This window comes from Burkholderia lata, from assembly GCF_000012945.1.
Classification (GTDB): Bacteria; Pseudomonadota; Gammaproteobacteria; order Burkholderiales; family Burkholderiaceae; genus Burkholderia; species Burkholderia lata.
In genome coordinates, this window is record NC_007510.1 from 1,589,529 (window position 1) to 1,605,331 (window position 15,803).

Below are 15,803 nucleotides of genomic sequence, written 5' to 3' on the forward strand. Positions count from 1 at the left end.
TGCTTTTATTCGGGAGCGTATTGTCTGCGAAACGAAACGCTTGCCGCAACAGCATGCGGCTAGATTAGCACGATCGTTCTATTTTCGTGCTAGGGTAATGCCGTTCGGGCCGTATTGTCCGTGGCGGCGAAACGACATCGAAAGGGGAAGTGCAAATGGGTCGGTCGATCAATCTGGAAGGCAAGGTTGCGCTGGTCACGGGCGCGTCGAGCGGCCTCGGGCAGCGGTTTGCGCAGGTGCTGTCGCAGGCCGGTGCGAAGGTCGTGCTTGCGAGCCGTCGGGTCGAGCGCCTGAAGGAGCTGCGTGCCGAGATCGAGGCGGCGGGCGGTGCCGCGCACGTCGTGTCGCTCGACGTAACCGACGTCCAGAGCATCAAGGCGGCGGTCGCGCACGCGGAGACGGAAGCCGGTACGATCGACATCCTCGTGAACAACTCGGGCGTCTCGACGATGCAGAAGCTCGTCGACGTGACGCCGGCCGATTTCGAGTTCGTATTCGACACCAACACGCGCGGCGCATTCTTCGTCGCGCAGGAAGTCGCGAAGCGGATGATCATGCGCGCGAACGGAAGCGGCAACGGCAAGCCGCCGTGCCGGATCATCAACATCGCGTCGGTGGCCGGGCTGCGCGTGTTTCCGCAGATCGGCCTGTACGCGATGAGCAAGGCGGCGGTCGTGCAGATGACGCGCGCGATGGCGCTCGAGTGGGGGCGCCACGGGATCAACGTCAACGCGATCTGTCCTGGTTATATCGATACCGAAATCAATCATTACCTGTGGGAAACCGAGCAGGGCCAGAAGCTGCAGTCGATGCTGCCGCGCCGGCGCGTCGGCAAGCCGCAGGATCTCGACGGGCTGTTGTTGCTGCTCGCGGCCGACGAGTCGCAGTTCATCAATGGCTCGATTATCTCCGCCGACGACGGCTTCGGCCTCGCCTGAGCGGATGACATTCAGCAACAAAGAAGACTGCAATGAGTGATTATTCCCCCGTTTTTGAGATGTCGATGCCGATCCGCTGGGGCGACATGGACGCGTTCGGCCATGTGAACAACACGGTCTATTTCCGCTACATGGAGCAGGCGCGGATCTCGTGGTTCGAGGAGCTCGGCATCGCCGGCGGCAATGGCGAGGGGCAGGGGCCCGTCATCGTCACGGCGTCGATGGAGTTTCTCAAGCAGCTGCACTATCCGGGCGACGTGATCGCGAGGATGTCGGCTGCGAAACCCGGCCGTAGCAGCTTCGACACGGGTTTCGAGCTCACGCGCGCCGACGATCCGCAGCATGTCTACGCGCGCGGCAATGCGCGATGTGTGTGGGTCGACTACGCGCTCGGCAAGTCGGTACCGTTGCCCCAGTTGCTGCGCGACACGATCGAGCGCGCGCTCGCGGCGAAGGTCGGCTGAGCGTCGATTCCGCGAGGCCGGGCCGGCACCAGGTCGCCGGCGGCGCGCCATGCCCGTTGTTTCCCGAATCGGCCGCCCTGTGCGGCCGATTGTCATCCGGGCGCCGTCATTCACTGCCCGAGCAGGCGCTGCAGCAGCTCGGGCGTATTGTTGGTCCCGTACTTGCGCATCAGCCGTGCGCGGTAGATGTCGACCGTGCGTGAGCTGATGTCGAGCACGCGCCCGATCTGCTTGCTGGTCTTGCCGGTCGCGAGCTGCGCGGCGATCTCGCGCTCGCGCGGGGTCAGTTCGACGGCGACGCGACGCGTCGCGCTCAAATCCTCGAAGGTCCACACGCCCGCCGCAAGCGGCGCGGTGCGGTCGATCGCGCGGCCGGTGACGTGGCACCAGAACAGCTCGCCGTCCGCCCGTTTCATGATTCTGTCATCCGAGTAGATGCCGTTCGCCGCCATGACGCGCGCGATACGTTCGCCGATTCGCTGGAATTCGTCCGTCGACGGGTAGAGCACCTCGTACGATTTTCCGATCAGGTCGGCCCGCGCGCAGCGAAAGATCGACGCGAGCGCGTCGTTGCAGTCCTCGATCACGCGGTCGCGCGACAGGACGAGGCCGAGCGGCGCGAGGAGGAAGGCAGTCTGGTAATCGAGAGCAGGCATGGCGCAGGCAAGCGGAGGCAAACGCTTATGTATTTTTGCGTATTGTGCCGCATCCGCGCCGCATCGTACCCTTTCAGGCATCTCGTGGCGGTTTGCCGCGGTATAAAAACAGCGCGCCTCGACGCAGGCATTGCCGTGCATGCATAGAATGATGCGGCGGGCTTGCGGGCCACGTGGGCGCGTGAACCGGTTTCGCTGGTTTCCATAGAGGAAGGGACAACTGATGAACAAAGTCTATCCAAGCGCGGCTGCCGCGCTGGAAGGGATCGTCCGCGATGGGCAAACCTTCGCGGTGGGCGGCTTCGGCCTGTGCGGGATTCCGGAGGCGCTGATCGCGGCGTTGCGCGATACGGCCGTCAAGGGCATCACCTGCATCAGCAACAACGCAGGCGTCGACGGTTTCGGCCTCGGGCTGCTGCTGGAAACGCGCCAGATCAAGAAGATGATCTCGTCGTACGTCGGCGAGAACAAGGAGTTCGAGCGCCAGTACCTGGCCGGCGAACTCGAGCTCGAATTCACGCCGCAAGGCACGCTCGCCGAAAAGCTGCGTGCAGGCGGTGCGGGCATCCCGGCGTTCTTCACGAACACGGGCTACGGCACCGTGATCGCGGAAGGCAAGGAAACGCGCCAGTTCGGCGATCGCCACTACGTGCTCGAGCCGTCGCTGACGGCCGATGTCGCGCTCGTGAAGGCCTGGAAGGCCGACAAGTCCGGCAACCTGATCTTTCGCCGCACCGCGCGCAACTTCAACCCGATGTGTGCGATGGCCGGCAAGATCACCGTCGCCGAGGTCGAGGAGATCGTCGAGAACGGCGCGCTCGATCCGGACCACATCCACACGCCGGGGATTTTCGTGCAGCGCATCGTGCTGAACGCGACGCCCGAAAAACGCATCGAACAACGCGTCGTACGCGCGAAAGGAGACTGACATGGCCTGGAATCGTGACCAGATGGCCGCGCGCGCGGCGAAGGAACTGCAGGACGGCTTCTACGTGAACCTCGGCATCGGCCTGCCGACGCTCGTTGCGAACCACGTGCCGGAAGGCGTCGAGGTGTGGCTGCAGTCGGAGAACGGCCTGCTCGGCATCGGCCCGTCGCCGACCGAAGACGAAGTCGACGCCGATCTCATCAACGCCGGCAAGCAGACCGTCACGACGCTGCCGGGCTCGTCGATCTTCTCGTCGGCCGATTCGTTCGCGATGATCCGCGGTGGCCACATCAACCTGGCGATCCTCGGCGCGATGCAGGTCAGCAAGCAGGGTGACCTCGCGAACTGGATGATCCCCGGCAAGATGATCAAGGGGATGGGCGGTGCGATGGATCTCGTCGCCGGCGTGAAGCGCGTCGTCGTGCTGATGGAGCATGTCGCGAAGGGCGACCAGCACAAGATCCTCGAGGAATGTAACCTGCCGTTGACGGGTGTCGGCGTGGTCGACCTGATCATCACCGATCTCGGCGTGATCGAAGTGACGCCGTCCGGCCTGAAGGTGCTTGAGCTCGCCGACGGCGTGAGCGCCGACGAGATCCAGGCGAAGACGGGCGCGCCGCTCGACATCAGCGCGGTCGCATAAGGTTCCGCGCGTACGCGCGGCTTCAGCGCCCCGCAAGCCGGACGACGGCATGCGGGGCGTTTGTCATTGTCAACGTCAGGTCGATTGTCGGGTGCCCGATGAGCGGACCCGTACGGCTGAAGCGGTTTACAATCGTTTGCATCGGGCGTCGCAAGCGTTGCCCCGCGCGTCGCCCCCGTTCGACAGGATGCCAACGATGCCAACGACCCCAGCGAATTCCCAGGTTCCTCGCCAGCGGCGCGTGCAGTGTGCGAGCGCTGCCGGCCTTCACCACGTCGCCTATACCGAGTGGGGCGATCCCGCCAACCGGCGCGTACTGGTCTGCGTGCATGGCCTGACCCGTTCCGGACGCGATTTCGACCGGCTCGCGGCTGCGCTGTCCGATACGTATCGCGTCGTCTGCCCCGATGTCGTCGGGCGCGGCCAGTCGGACTGGCTGGCCGATCCGCGGCTCTATGCGATCCCGCAATACGTGGCCGATATGGTGACGCTGATTGCGCGACTCGACGTGGAGTCGGTCGACTGGTTCGGCACGTCGATGGGCGGGTTGATCGGCATGGCGTTCGCGGGGTTGCCCGGTTCGCCGCTGCGCCGGATGATCGTCAACGATGTCGGCCCGCGCATCGAACCTGATTCGCTGACGCGCATCGGCGAATATCTCGGCGTGCAGCCGCGCTTTGCGACCCAGCAGGAGGGCATCGACTATCTGACGTCGCTGTCGCTGCCGTTCGGTGCGCTGACCACCGACGAGTGGCGCGAGATCAACGGGCCGCTGCTGCGCGAACTGCCCGAAGGTGGCTGGACGATCCGCTACGATCCGCGCATCGCCGAGCCGTTCAAGGCGACGACGCCCGAATTGGCGGCGCTCGGCGAGGCCGCGCTGTGGCACGCGATCGAGACGACGAACGCATCGCTGCTCGTCGTGCGTGGCGAGACGTCGGATCTGCTGTCGCGTGAGACGGTGGCCGACATGGTGCGTCGCGGCCGGCATGTGACGCATGCCGAGATTCCAGGGGCGGGCCACGCGCCGGCGTTCATCGACGCAAGCCAGATTGCCCTCGCGCGGCGGTTTTTCGTCGAAGGCGGCGCATAAACGCGTCATAATATGCGGTTCGGCGGCACGCGGGCCGTGCCGCCGCCCGATTTCTCACCCATTCACGACCGGAACATTCCATGGCAGTCATTCGTCACCACGTCGGGGCCCGTCTCTCCGAAACCGCGATCCACAACGGTACCGTGTATCTGGCCGGCCAGATCGCCGAAGACACCACGCAGGACATCAAGGGCCAGACGCGCGAAGTGCTCGGCCACATCGATCGCCTGCTCGCCGAAGCGAACAGCGACAAGGCGCATCTGCTGTCGGTGCAGATCTACATCTCGGATCTGGCAAACTTCGAAGGCATGAATGCGGAGTGGGATGCATGGGTCGCGCACGGCAACACGCCGCCGCGTGCCACCGTCGAGGCGAAGCTTGCGGATCCGGCGCTGCTCGTCGAGATCGTGGTCGTTGCTGCCCAGCGGAGCTGAACGTAACCCGACGATGATCGCATTCCGCCAGGCCGAGCAATGACCGAGTCCGTTTCCGCCTCCCCCGTCGCGGCACCGTCGTTCGACGACGTGCTCGCGTTCGTGCGCGAGCGGGCCGGCGACGTGCGCCTGTCGTCGGGCGAGCTGCTCGCCGATCACTCGGCGGGCACGGCGTCGATCATGCGCACGCTGAACGTTGACCCGTCCGCGATGCAGGCGGCTGCGCTGTTCGTACTGACACCGCACCTGAGCGACCCCGAGCGCGAACTCACCGAGCGTTTCGGCGACGAAGTGGCGCGGCTCGTGTCCGACGTGCGCAAGCTGTTGCGACTCGGTACCGTCAGCCTGCGTGCCGCGCAGAATGCGGTGCCCGATGCGGGGCGCGATGCGGCGGAAGAGCGGCGTACGCAGATCGAGGCGCTGCGCAAGATGCTGCTTTCGTTCGCGCAAGACATCCGCGTGGTGCTGATCCGGCTCGCATCCCGCTTGCAGTCGCTGCGCTACTACGCGGCGGCGAAGATCGACCCGCCGCCCGACGTCGCGCGTGAGACGCTCGAAATTTATGCGCCGCTCGCGAACCGTCTGGGTATCTGGCAACTGAAATGGGAGCTCGAGGATCTCGCGTTCCGCTTCGAGGATCCGGTCACCTACAAGCGGATCGCGAAGCTGCTCGACGAGAAGCGCATCGAGCGCGAAGCGTACGTCACGCAGGCGATCGACCGGTTGCAGCAAGAGCTGGCGGACGCGAACATCCAGGCCGACGTGAGCGGCCGGCCGAAGCATATCTACAGCATCTGGCGCAAGATGCGCGGCAAGGAGCTCGACTTCTCCGAGCTGTATGACGTGCGCGCGTTTCGCGTGATCGTGCCGGACATCAAGGATTGCTACGCGGTGCTCGGCATCGTGCATCACCTGTGGCAGCCGGTGCCGAAGGAATTCGACGACTACATCTCGCGGCCGAAGCCGAACGGCTACAAGTCGCTGCACACGGTCGTGATCGGCGACGACGGTCGCGCGTTCGAAGTGCAGATCCGTACGCAGGAGATGCACCGTTTCGCCGAGTATGGCGTCGCTGCGCACTGGCGCTACAAGGAAGCCGGCGCGCGCGGCTACGGTGGCCAGTTCTCGGCAAGCGACAAGTACGACGAGAAGATCGCATGGCTGCGCCAGTTGCTTGCGTGGAAGGATGACGTCGAGGACGGCGCGGAAAAGTCGGGCGACAAGGCGTGGGCGCAATTGCGCGAGACGTCGCTCGACGACGATCACATCTACGTGCTGACGCCGCAGGCGCGTGTGATCGCATTGCCGCAGGGCGCGACACCGGTCGATTTCGCGTACCACCTGCACAGCGAACTTGGCCATCGCTGCCGTGGTGCGCGCGTCGACGGCGCGATGGTGCCGCTCAATACGCCGCTCGCAAACGGCCAGACGGTCGAGATCGTCGCGGTGAAGGAGGGCGGGCCGTCGCGCGACTGGCTGAACCTGCAGCTCGGCTATATGAAGAGCCCGCGTGCGCGTCAGAAGGTGCGTGCGTGGTTCAACTCGATCGAGCAGGAAGAAAACGTCTCGCATGGCCGCGCGCTCGTCGAAAAGACGCTGCAACGCGAGGGCAAGACGTCGGTCAACCTGGACAATCTCGCCGCGAAGCTCGGCTTCAAGTCGCCCGAGGAACTGTTCTCGGTCGTCGGCAAGGAAGAGTTCAGCCTGCGCAATGTCGAGCACGCGCTGTCCGATGCGCCGCCGCCCGAGCCGGCGCCCGAGGCGCCTGCCGATTTCGAGAAGCGCAGCAGCGGCGCGAGCGTGGCGCACGGTGCGTCGACCGGCGTGCTGGTCGTAGGCGTCGATGCGCTGCTGACCCAGCTCGCGCGCTGCTGTCGTCCGGCGCCGCCCGATCCGATCAGCGGTTTCGTCACGCGCGGCAAGGGGATGTCGATCCACCGGACCGATTGCCCGACGTTCCGCCGGATGGTCGAGCGCGCGCCGGAGCGCGTGCTGCAGACGACCTGGTCGGCCGATGTGCTCGGCGGGCGCGGGGTGTCCGTCTATCCGGTCGACCTGATGATCGAGGCGAGCGACCGGCAAGGGTTGCTGCGCGACATCTCCGAAGTATTCGCGCGCGAGAAGATGAACGTGGTGGGCGTGAAGACGCAGAGCCGCCGCAATGCGGCATTCATGCAGTTTACGGTCGAGGTATCGAACTCGGCGCAGGTGCAGCGTGCGTGCACGCTGCTCGGCGAGGTACAGGGCGTCGTGCGGGCGGGGCGGAAGGCGTGATGTGGGGTTCGAACACCGTTATTTTGCTGCGACCGCATAAAAATACTTGCCAAGCAGGTAACAGCTCCATATAATCTTAGCTTCACTAGGCTCGTAGCTCAGCTGGTTAGAGCACCACCTTGACATGGTGGGGGTCGTTGGTTCGAGTCCAATCGAGCCTACCAACGAATTGAGAATGCCCGGCTTCCGGGTGTTCGATGCAGCAAATAACTCAACGCGAACAAGGCGAATACGGTTATGACACCGCGAACGTTGACCGAAACCTTTTCGGAGCGACGCTAGTCGAGGAACCCTTTCGCCCTTTCAGTTTGAGTGAAGTATCGAATGCGGCCCCTCGAAAGCGGGGCCGCATTTTTTTTGTCGCGAAATTTTCCCGCGTGATTTTTATATCGCGTACCTGGTCTGCCGCCCACTGTCGGCATCACGGAGATTGCTATGGTTTCGATACGCTTGCCTGACGGCTCAGTTCGACAATACGAGCATCCGGTGACAGTTGCCGAGGTTGCAGCCTCGATCGGTCCCGGCCTTGCGAAGGCTGCGCTTGGTGGCAAGCTCGATGGCGAGCTCGTCGATACGTCGGCCGTGATCGACCGCGACGCGTCGCTCGCGATCGTGACGGACAAGGACGCCGACGGCCTCGACATCATCCGTCACTCGACGGCGCACTTGCTCGCGTACGCGGTGAAGGAACTGTACCCGGACGCGCAGGTGACGATCGGCCCGGTGATCGACAACGGCTTCTATTACGACTTCTCGTACAACCGCCCGTTTACGCCCGAAGATCTGGAGAAGATCGAAAAGCGCATGCAGGAGCTCGTGAAGAAGGACGAGCCCGTGACGCGCCGTGTCGTGTCGCGTGACGAAGCGGCGGGCTACTTCCGCAGCATCGGCGAGAAGTACAAGGCCGAGATCATCGAGTCGATTCCGCAAAGCGACGAAATCAAGCTGTATTCGCACGGCGGCTTTACCGATCTGTGCCGTGGTCCGCACGTGCCGTCCACCGGCAAGCTGAAGGTCTTCAAGCTGATGAAGGTCGCGGGCGCGTACTGGCGCGGCGATTCGAAGAACGAGCAGCTGCAGCGCATCTACGGTACGGCCTGGACCAGGAAGGAAGATCAGGATCAGTACCTGCACATGCTCGAGGAAGCGGAAAAGCGCGATCACCGCAAGCTCGGCAAGCAGCTCGACCTGTTCCACATGCAGGAAGAGTCGCCGGGCATGGTGTTCTGGCATCCGAAGGGCTGGGCGCTGTGGCAGCAGGTCGAGCAGTACATGCGCCGCCGCGTGAACGAAGCCGGCTACCTCGAGATCAAGACGCCGATGATCATGGACCGTTCGCTGTGGGAAGCGTCGGGCCACTGGCAGAACTATCGCGAGAACATGTTCACGACGGAGTCGGAGAAGCGCGACTACGCAATCAAGCCGATGAACTGCCCGGGCCACGTCCAGGTGTTCAAGCACGGCCTGCGTTCGTACCGCGACCTGCCGCTGCGTTACGCGGAATTCGGTTCGTGCCACCGCAATGAGGCATCGGGCGCGCTGCATGGCCTGATGCGCGTGCGCGGCTTCGTGCAGGACGATGCGCACATCTTCTGTACGGAAGACCAGTTCATCTCGGAATCGATCGCGTTCAACACGCTGGCAATGAGTGTGTACAAGGACTTCGGTTTCGATCACATCGACATCAAGCTGTCGCTGCGCCCGGAGCAACGTGCGGGCACGGACGAAACGTGGGATCGCGCCGAGCAGGGCTTGCGCGACGCGCTGACGGCCTGCGGCCTCACGTGGGAAGAGCTGCCGGGTGAAGGCGCGTTCTACGGTCCGAAGATCGAGTACCACATCAAGGATGCGCTCGGCCGTTCGTGGCAGTGCGGCACGCTGCAGCTCGACATGGTGCTGCCGGAGCGCCTCGGCGCCGAGTATGTCGCGGATGACAGCAGCCGTCGCCGTCCGGTGATGTTGCACCGTGCAATCGTCGGTTCGATGGAGCGTTTCCTCGGGATTTTGATCGAGCACCACGCTGGTGCGATGCCGGCCTGGCTTGCGCCGTTCCAGGCAGTTGTGCTCAATATCGCCGAAAGTCAGGCCGAATATGCGCAATCTCTGGCCCAATCGTTGCAAAAACAAGGGGTTAGAGTGACGGCCGATTTGCGCAATGAGAAGATTAGCTATAAAATACGCGAGCACACGCTGGAAAAGGTGCCTTATCTCCTCGTCGTGGGCGATAAGGAGCGTGATGCGCAAACGGTAGCCGTGCGTGCCCGTGGCGGCGTCGATCTTGGCGTGATGCCGGTCGAAGCCTTCGTTGAGCGTCTGCAGGAAGACCTGCGCTCGTTCAAGTAACCGCCCTGGCAGCGCGGCTCGTTTTTTTAATTTTTAGAGGAAACGTAACATCGCTACTGATAAGTCGTCGCATCGCATCAACGGTGAAATCACTGCGCCGGAAGTGCGTCTGGTCGGGATCGAGAACGAACCGCTCGGTATCGTAAAACTCGCTGATGCTTTCCGTAAATCGGAAGAACTGGATGTTGACCTGGTGGAAATCGCGCCGCAAGCGGTTCCCCCGGTTTGCCGTCTGATGGATTACGGCAAGTTCAAGTACCAGGAATCGAAGAAGCAGCACGAAGCGAAGCTGAAGCAGAAGGTCATCCAGGTCAAGGAAGTCAAGTTCCGCCCGGGTACCGATGACGGGGACTACAACGTCAAGCTCCGCAATCTCGTGCGCTTCCTCGAAGAGGGCGACAAGACGAAGATCACGTTGCGTTTCCGCGGCCGTGAAATGGCTCACCAGGAAATCGGTATGCGGATGCTTGAGCGTCTGCGCACGGATCTCGAGGAAGTCGGCCAGGTTGAGCAGATGCCGAAGATGGAAGGGCGCCAGATGATCATGGTGCTCTCGCCGAAGAAAAAGAAGTAACGGGCCCGCGCGCTTCGCGCGCAGGTTCGCAGCGGTTCGGCGCGTTGCCCGGTCAGGGCGGCGTGCCAACAATGACGGCGGCTGCGCAAGCGGTTGCCGTACACAAGTGGACTGGGTTTCGAAGGGCGGGTCAAGGGCGCAAGCCAACCGCACACCCATCGCCATCTAATAAACTGGAGTTGTTCGTCATGCCTAAGATGAAGACCAAGAAGAGTGCTGCAAAGCGCTTCGTGGTGCGTCCGGGCGGTACCGTCAAGCGCGGTCAAGCCTTCAAGCGTCACATCCTGACCAAGAAAACCACGAAGAACAAGCGTCACCTGCGCGGCGCAACGGCAGTTCATGATTCCGATCTGAACTCCGTCCGCGCGATGCTGCCGTTCGCGTAACCCCTAACTGATACTCTAAGGAGAGAAACATGCCTCGAGTCAAACGTGGGGTAACCGCACGGGCCCGCCACAAGAAGATCATCAACCTGGCCAAGGGTTATCGCGGCCGCCGCAATAACGTCTACCGCATCGCCAAGCAGGCGGTGATGCGCGCTGGTCAGTACGCGTACCGCGATCGCCGCAACAAGAAGCGTGTGTTCCGCGCACTGTGGATCACGCGTATCAACGCGGCAGTTCGCCAGCACGACATGACCTACAGCGTGTTCATCAACGGCCTGAAGAAGGCGTCGATCGAACTCGACCGTAAGGTTCTGGCCGACATGGCGGTGTTCGACAAGGCTGCTTTTGCTGCGATCGTCAAGCAGGTGAAAGCCGCCGTTGCAGCCTAATTGCGAAATTAGCACTGCGTGGTTAGTTGCAGCGAGGTTCCGGTAGTCTCGGCCGCTGCAGCGAAAACGGGGCTCTTCCGAGCCCCTTTTTTGTTTGGTGGGCGATTTCGCTCGCCAAGACCGAATGACGTTGGAAATGATGGGATCTATGGATCTGGACCAGATTGTCGCCGACGCGCAGCAGTCCTTCGAACAGGCTGCCGACATCACCACGCTCGAAAACGAGAAAGCACGATTTCTCGGCAAGTCGGGTGCGCTGACCGAGTTGCTGAAGGGCCTCGGCAAGCTCGATCCCGAAGCACGCAAGACCGAAGGTGCACGCATCAATGTCGTGAAGCAGCAGGTTGAAGCCGCGCTGACCGCCCGTCGCCAGGCACTGGCCGACGCGCTGCTGAATCAGCGCCTCACTGCCGAAGCGATCGACGTGACGTTGCCGGGTCGCGGCGCCGGTGCAGGCAGCCTGCACCCCGTGATGCGCACGTGGGAGCGTGTCGAACAGATTTTCGGCTCGATCGGTTTCGATGTGGCCGACGGCCCCGAAATCGAGACCGACTGGTACAACTTCACGTCGCTGAACAGCCCGGAGAACCATCCGGCGCGTTCGATGCAGGACACCTTCTACGTCGAAGGCAAGGATGCCGACGGCCGCCAGCTGCTGCTGCGCACGCACACGAGCCCGATGCAGGTGCGTTACGCGCGCATGAACCGTCCGCCGATCAAGGTGATCGCGCCGGGCCGCACGTATCGCGTCGACAGCGATGCGACCCACTCGCCGATGTTCAATCAGGTCGAGGGGCTGTGGATCGACGAAAACATCAGCTTCGCCGACCTCAAGGGCGTCTATACCGACTTCCTGAAAAAATTCTTCGAGCGCGACGACATCCTCGTGCGCTTCCGTCCGTCGTATTTCCCGTTCACGGAACCGTCGGCCGAGATCGACATGATGTTCGAGCAAGGCAAGAACGCCGGCAAGTGGCTCGAGATCTCCGGTTCGGGGCAGGTGCATCCGACCGTGATTCGCAACATGGGCCTCGATCCCGAGCGCTACATCGGCTTTGCGTTTGGCAGCGGCCTCGAGCGCCTGACGATGCTGCGCTACGGCGTCCAGGATCTCCGGCTGTTCTTCGAGAACGACCTGCGTTTCCTGCGCCAGTTCGCGTAACGCCGCGCGCCGCGCCGACCTGTGCCCGTGCACGCCCCGACGGACGATCCGATGGGGCCCGGGCGTCGATCTAACCTGTTTCGAACGTAGACATCCATGCAATTCCCTGAATCCTGGTTGAGAACCTTTGTCGACCCGCAGCTGACGACCGACGAACTGTCGCACGCGCTGACGATGGCGGGGCTCGAAGTCGAATCGCTGAGCAAGGCTGCGCCGCCGACGTCGAAGATCGTCGTCGGCCGCGTGCTCGAAGTCGTCAAGCATCCGGATGCGGACAAGCTCAATGTCTGCCAGGTCGACGCCGGCACCGGCGCGACGCTGAATATCGTCTGCGGCGCACCGAACGTCGCGCCCGGCATCAAGGTACCGGTCGCGCTGGTCGGTGCGGAACTGCCGCCGGCAGAAGAGGGCGGCAAGCCGTTCGCGATCAAGCTGTCGAAGCTGCGCGGCGTGGAGAGCCAGGGGATGCTGTGCTCGGCACGCGAGCTGAAGCTGTCCGAGGATCACAGCGGGCTGCTGGTGTTGCCGGAAGACACGCCGGTCGGCCAGGACATCCGCGAGACGCTCAATCTCGACGACACGATCTTCGAAATCAAGCTGACGCCGAACAAGGCCGACTGCCTGTCCGTGTTCGGCATTGCACGCGAGACGGCCGCGATCACCGGCGCGCCGCTGACGCCGGTCGACATCCGCCCGGTGCGCGTCGAGCTCGACGAGACGCTGCCGGTGCGCATTGCCGCGCCCGATCTGTGCGGTCGCTTCTCGGGTCGCGTGATCCGTGGCGTGAACGCGCATGCGAAGACGCCGCAGTGGATGGTCGAGCGCCTCGCGCGTTCCGGCCAGCGCAGCGTGTCGGCGCTCGTCGACATCTCGAACTACGTGATGTTCGAGCTCGGCCGCCCGTCGCACGTGTTCGATCTCGACAAGATCCACGGCGGTATCGAGGTGCGCTGGGGCAAGCGCGGCGAATCGCTGAAGCTGCTCAACGGCAACACGGTCGAACTCGACGAAACGGTCGGCGTGATTTCGGACGGCCGTCAGGTCGAAAGCCTGGCCGGCATCATGGGCGGTGACAGCACGGCCGTCACGCTCGATACGACCAACATCTACCTGGAAGCCGCATTCTGGTGGCCGGACAGCATCCGCGGCCGTGCGCGCAAGTACAACTTCTCGACCGATGCGGCTCATCGCTTCGAGCGCGGCGTCGACTACGCGACGACCGTCGAACACGTCGAGCGCATTACGCAACTGATTCTCGAAATCTGCGGCGGCAAGGCCGGCCCGGTCGACGATCAGTCGGTGAACCTGCCGCAGCGCGCGCCGGTGAAGATGCGCGTATCGCGCGCGAACCGCATCATCGGCGTGCAGATTGGCGCCGACGAGATCGCCAGCATCTTCACGCGCCTCGGCCTGCCGTTCGAGCGTGAAGACGATGCGTTCCTCGTCACGCCGCCGTCGCATCGCTTCGACATCGAGATCGAGGAAGACCTGATCGAGGAAGTGGCGCGCATCTACGGCTTCGAAAAGATCCCGGCGCGTCCGCCGGTCGCGACGAGCGAAATGCGCGCGACCAACGAGACGCGGCGCTCGATTCACGACATCCGTCACGCGCTCGCCGCGCGCGACTACGCGGAAACCGTCAACTTCAGCTTCGTCGATGCGGAGTGGGAGCAGGATTTCGCGGGCAACGACCATCCGATCCGTCTGCTGAACCCGATCGCGAGCCAGTTGTCGGTGATGCGCACGACGCTGTTCGGCAGCCTGATTTCCGTGCTGCGCCACAACCTGAACCGCCGCGCGGATCGTGTGCGCCTGTTCGAGGCCGGTCGCGTGTTCCTTACCGATGCGGCGTCGAAGGCCGGTGAGCTGACGGTCGAGGGCTACGTGCAGCCGAAGCGCGTCGGTGCGCTTGCCTATGGTCCGGCGCTCGACGAGCAGTGGGGCGCGGAAACCCGCCCGGTCGATTTCTTCGACGTGAAGGGCGATCTCGAGGCGCTGCTCGCGCCCGCGGCCGCACGCTTCGTGAAGGCCGAGCATCCGGCCCTCCATCCGGGCCGCAGCGCGCGCATCGAAGTCGATGGCCGTGCGGTCGGCTGGATCGGCGAACTGCACCCGCGCCTGATGCAGAAGTACGAGCTGCCGCACGCGCCGGTGATGTTCGAGGTCGACGCGGACGCGCTGATTGCGCGTGCATTGCCCGCGCCGACCGACGTGTCGAAATTCCCGCCGGTTCGTCGCGATATTGCCGTGGTCGTCGATCAGGCGGTCGAGGTTCAGGCACTTTTCGACGAAATGAAGAAGGCGCTTGCCGAAGAGGCCTGCCGATTCGTTCAGAAGGTTGTACTCTTCGACGAATTTCGTGCAAAATCAAATACTTCCGGTGGTCTTGCCGCGCACGAGAAGAGCCTTGCCTTCCGTGTGACGCTGCAGGACGCGGCTGGCACGCTACAGGACGAGGTCGTCGATCAGGCGATCCAGACGCTGGTCGAGCGGATGGCTCGTGCTGGTGCGCGTCTGCGCGGCTAAGGAGGAGGTCCGCCCGCTCGCGGGCGGCCTTTTCCGATCGTAAGTTTTGATTTAACGCGCTGTATGGCAGATATGAACGACATGACCTCGAGTGAATTCGAAGCCCTCCTGACGGCGCAACGCAGCGCCATGAACCGCGACGCTTCGGCGCCGGCGTCCACCGAGACGCCCACGCTGACGAAGGCGGAACTGGCGGAGCTGCTGTTCGACAGCGTCGGGCTGAACAAGCGTGAAGCGAAGGACATGGTCGAGGCGTTTTTCGAGGTGATTCGCGACGCGCTCGAAAACGGCGAAAGCGTCAAGCTGTCGGGGTTCGGCAATTTCCAGCTGCGCGACAAGCCGCAGCGTCCGGGCCGCAATCCAAAAACGGGCGAGGCGATTCCGATCGCGGCCCGCCGGGTGGTAACCTTCCACGCGAGCCAGAAGCTGAAGGCGCTGGTCGAAAACGGCGCGGAGTAAGCCCCGCGCGCTGACGTCTCCGCGCGGCCGCCGCGCACCCTTTACCGACGGTTAACCGACGATGACCACTACGGTTGAGAAAGTCGTCTTGCCTCCGATTCCCGCGAAGCGCTACTTCACGATCGGTGAAGTCAGCGAACTGTGCGGGGTCAAGCCGCATGTGCTGCGTTATTGGGAACAGGAATTCACTCAACTGCGGCCGGTGAAGCGGCGTGGCAATCGTCGGTATTACCAGCACCACGAAGTGCTGCTGATCCGGCGGATTCGCGAGTTGCTGTACGAGCAGGGATTCACGATCAACGGCGCGCGCAACCGGCTCGATTCGCCGGTCGGCGAGCGGGCCACGGCGGCACCCGTCGAGCCGGAGGCGCCGGCCACCGATGCACGCGCACCGGGCAAGCCGGGCGCAACCGTCGACGTCATTGCATTGCGGCAGGCGCTGCTCGACGTGATCGACGGACTGAAGCACGACTGAGCGCGAAGCGCGAAGGATGAAATGAAAAGCCCGGTTGGCGACGTGCCACCGGGCTTTTT

Annotated in this window: 16 protein-coding genes and 1 tRNA gene; 16 read left to right on the plus strand and 1 reads right to left on the minus strand. The window is 63.4% G+C overall.

Annotated features, from left to right (window positions below; translation table 11 throughout):
• The first annotated feature begins 155 nt into the window (after positions 1-155).
• Together BCEP18194_RS13130 and BCEP18194_RS13135 are read left to right on the plus strand one after the other, a co-directional pair.
• Entirely contained in the window at positions 156-938 is a 783-nt protein-coding gene (locus BCEP18194_RS13130; RefSeq protein WP_011351770.1) for an SDR family oxidoreductase, read from the plus strand.
• Positions 939-970: 32 nt separating this feature from the next.
• Entirely contained in the window at positions 971-1,402 is a 432-nt protein-coding gene (locus BCEP18194_RS13135) for an acyl-CoA thioesterase (RefSeq protein WP_011351771.1), read from the plus strand.
• A 110-nt stretch (positions 1,403-1,512) separates the two neighbouring features.
• Here BCEP18194_RS13135 and BCEP18194_RS13140 read toward each other — a convergent pair whose 3' ends face one another.
• Positions 1,513-2,058, minus strand: coding sequence for a LuxR C-terminal-related transcriptional regulator (locus BCEP18194_RS13140; protein WP_011351772.1), 546 nt, complete (start codon positions 2,056-2,058; stop codon positions 1,513-1,515).
• Positions 2,059-2,281: 223 nt separating this feature from the next.
• Between BCEP18194_RS13140 and BCEP18194_RS13145 the strand changes: the two genes are divergently transcribed.
• The 14 genes from BCEP18194_RS13145 (at position 2,282) to BCEP18194_RS13210 (ending at position 15,744) form a co-directional block, all read left to right on the plus strand.
• Positions 2,282-2,986: a CoA transferase subunit A gene (locus BCEP18194_RS13145; protein WP_011351773.1), complete on the plus strand. Its 705-nt coding sequence runs from the start codon at positions 2,282-2,284 to the stop codon at positions 2,984-2,986.
• Between the two features lies 1 nt (position 2,987).
• On the plus strand, positions 2,988-3,629 hold the full coding sequence (locus tag BCEP18194_RS13150; RefSeq protein ID WP_011351774.1) for a CoA transferase subunit B: 642 nt from the start codon (positions 2,988-2,990) through the stop codon (positions 3,627-3,629).
• Positions 3,630-3,825: 196 nt separating this feature from the next.
• A complete protein-coding gene (locus BCEP18194_RS13155; RefSeq protein ID WP_011351775.1) occupies positions 3,826-4,722 on the plus strand; it encodes an alpha/beta fold hydrolase in 897 nt (298 codons plus the stop codon).
• An 80-nt stretch (positions 4,723-4,802) separates the two neighbouring features.
• Positions 4,803-5,156 carry a RidA family protein gene (locus BCEP18194_RS13160; RefSeq protein ID WP_011351776.1) on the plus strand — a complete coding sequence of 118 codons (354 nt, stop codon included), beginning with the start codon at positions 4,803-4,805 and terminating at the stop codon, positions 5,154-5,156.
• 39 nt (positions 5,157-5,195) lie between these two features.
• Positions 5,196-7,430 (plus strand): RelA/SpoT family protein, encoded by a 2,235-nt coding sequence (locus BCEP18194_RS13165; protein WP_011351777.1) that lies wholly within the window; start codon positions 5,196-5,198, stop codon positions 7,428-7,430.
• A gap of 87 nt (positions 7,431-7,517) precedes the next feature.
• Positions 7,518-7,594 (plus strand) — tRNA-Val (locus BCEP18194_RS13170).
• Positions 7,595-7,865: 271 nt separating this feature from the next.
• Positions 7,866-9,773 carry a threonine--tRNA ligase gene (gene thrS, locus BCEP18194_RS13175; RefSeq protein ID WP_011351778.1) on the plus strand — a complete coding sequence of 636 codons (1,908 nt, stop codon included), beginning with the start codon at positions 7,866-7,868 and terminating at the stop codon, positions 9,771-9,773.
• 49 nt (positions 9,774-9,822) lie between these two features.
• Positions 9,823-10,347, plus strand: a complete 525-nt coding sequence (infC, locus tag BCEP18194_RS13180) for a translation initiation factor IF-3 (RefSeq protein WP_071734130.1) — start codon at positions 9,823-9,825, stop codon at positions 10,345-10,347.
• A gap of 188 nt (positions 10,348-10,535) precedes the next feature.
• Positions 10,536-10,733: a 50S ribosomal protein L35 gene (gene rpmI, locus BCEP18194_RS13185; protein ID WP_004191477.1), complete on the plus strand. Its 198-nt coding sequence runs from the start codon at positions 10,536-10,538 to the stop codon at positions 10,731-10,733.
• Positions 10,734-10,762: 29 nt separating this feature from the next.
• Positions 10,763-11,122, plus strand: a complete 360-nt coding sequence (gene rplT, locus BCEP18194_RS13190; RefSeq protein ID WP_004192938.1) for a 50S ribosomal protein L20 — start codon at positions 10,763-10,765, stop codon at positions 11,120-11,122.
• Between the two features lie 148 nt (positions 11,123-11,270).
• Positions 11,271-12,284 carry a phenylalanine--tRNA ligase subunit alpha gene (gene pheS / locus BCEP18194_RS13195; protein ID WP_041492813.1) on the plus strand — a complete coding sequence of 338 codons (1,014 nt, stop codon included), beginning with the start codon at positions 11,271-11,273 and terminating at the stop codon, positions 12,282-12,284.
• A 96-nt stretch (positions 12,285-12,380) separates the two neighbouring features.
• Entirely contained in the window at positions 12,381-14,810 is a 2,430-nt protein-coding gene (pheT, locus tag BCEP18194_RS13200) for a phenylalanine--tRNA ligase subunit beta (protein WP_011351780.1), read from the plus strand.
• 72 nt (positions 14,811-14,882) lie between these two features.
• The gene (locus tag BCEP18194_RS13205; RefSeq protein WP_006486093.1) at positions 14,883-15,269 is read left to right on the plus strand and encodes an integration host factor subunit alpha; all 387 of its coding nucleotides are present in this window, start codon (positions 14,883-14,885) and stop codon (positions 15,267-15,269) included.
• Between the two features lie 61 nt (positions 15,270-15,330).
• Entirely contained in the window at positions 15,331-15,744 is a 414-nt protein-coding gene (locus BCEP18194_RS13210) for a MerR family transcriptional regulator (RefSeq protein WP_011351781.1), read from the plus strand.
• Positions 15,745-15,803 lie beyond the last annotated feature (59 nt).

Excerpts from the sequence above, each read along its gene's own strand:
- BCEP18194_RS13140 (WP_011351772.1), bottom strand. The coding sequence starts at position 2,058 with ATGCCTGCTCTCGATTACCAGACTGCCTTCCTCCTCGCGCCGCTCGGC.
- rplT (WP_004192938.1), top strand. The coding sequence starts at position 10,763 with ATGCCTCGAGTCAAACGTGGGGTAACCGCACGGGCCCGCCACAAGAAG.
- BCEP18194_RS13155 (WP_011351775.1), top strand. The coding sequence starts at position 3,826 with ATGCCAACGACCCCAGCGAATTCCCAGGTTCCTCGCCAGCGGCGCGTG.
- BCEP18194_RS13205 (WP_006486093.1), top strand. The coding sequence starts at position 14,883 with ATGAACGACATGACCTCGAGTGAATTCGAAGCCCTCCTGACGGCGCAA.
- BCEP18194_RS13210 (WP_011351781.1), top strand. The coding sequence starts at position 15,331 with ATGACCACTACGGTTGAGAAAGTCGTCTTGCCTCCGATTCCCGCGAAG.
- BCEP18194_RS13130 (WP_011351770.1), top strand. The coding sequence starts at position 156 with ATGGGTCGGTCGATCAATCTGGAAGGCAAGGTTGCGCTGGTCACGGGC.
- BCEP18194_RS13150 (WP_011351774.1), top strand. The coding sequence starts at position 2,988 with ATGGCCTGGAATCGTGACCAGATGGCCGCGCGCGCGGCGAAGGAACTG.
- thrS (WP_011351778.1), top strand. The coding sequence starts at position 7,866 with ATGGTTTCGATACGCTTGCCTGACGGCTCAGTTCGACAATACGAGCAT.
- BCEP18194_RS13135 (WP_011351771.1), top strand. The coding sequence starts at position 971 with ATGAGTGATTATTCCCCCGTTTTTGAGATGTCGATGCCGATCCGCTGG.
- BCEP18194_RS13145 (WP_011351773.1), top strand. The coding sequence starts at position 2,282 with ATGAACAAAGTCTATCCAAGCGCGGCTGCCGCGCTGGAAGGGATCGTC.
- BCEP18194_RS13160 (WP_011351776.1), top strand. The coding sequence starts at position 4,803 with ATGGCAGTCATTCGTCACCACGTCGGGGCCCGTCTCTCCGAAACCGCG.
- pheS (WP_041492813.1), top strand. The coding sequence starts at position 11,271 with ATGGATCTGGACCAGATTGTCGCCGACGCGCAGCAGTCCTTCGAACAG.
- BCEP18194_RS13165 (WP_011351777.1), top strand. The coding sequence starts at position 5,196 with ATGACCGAGTCCGTTTCCGCCTCCCCCGTCGCGGCACCGTCGTTCGAC.
- pheT (WP_011351780.1), top strand. The coding sequence starts at position 12,381 with ATGCAATTCCCTGAATCCTGGTTGAGAACCTTTGTCGACCCGCAGCTG.
- rpmI (WP_004191477.1), top strand. The coding sequence starts at position 10,536 with ATGCCTAAGATGAAGACCAAGAAGAGTGCTGCAAAGCGCTTCGTGGTG.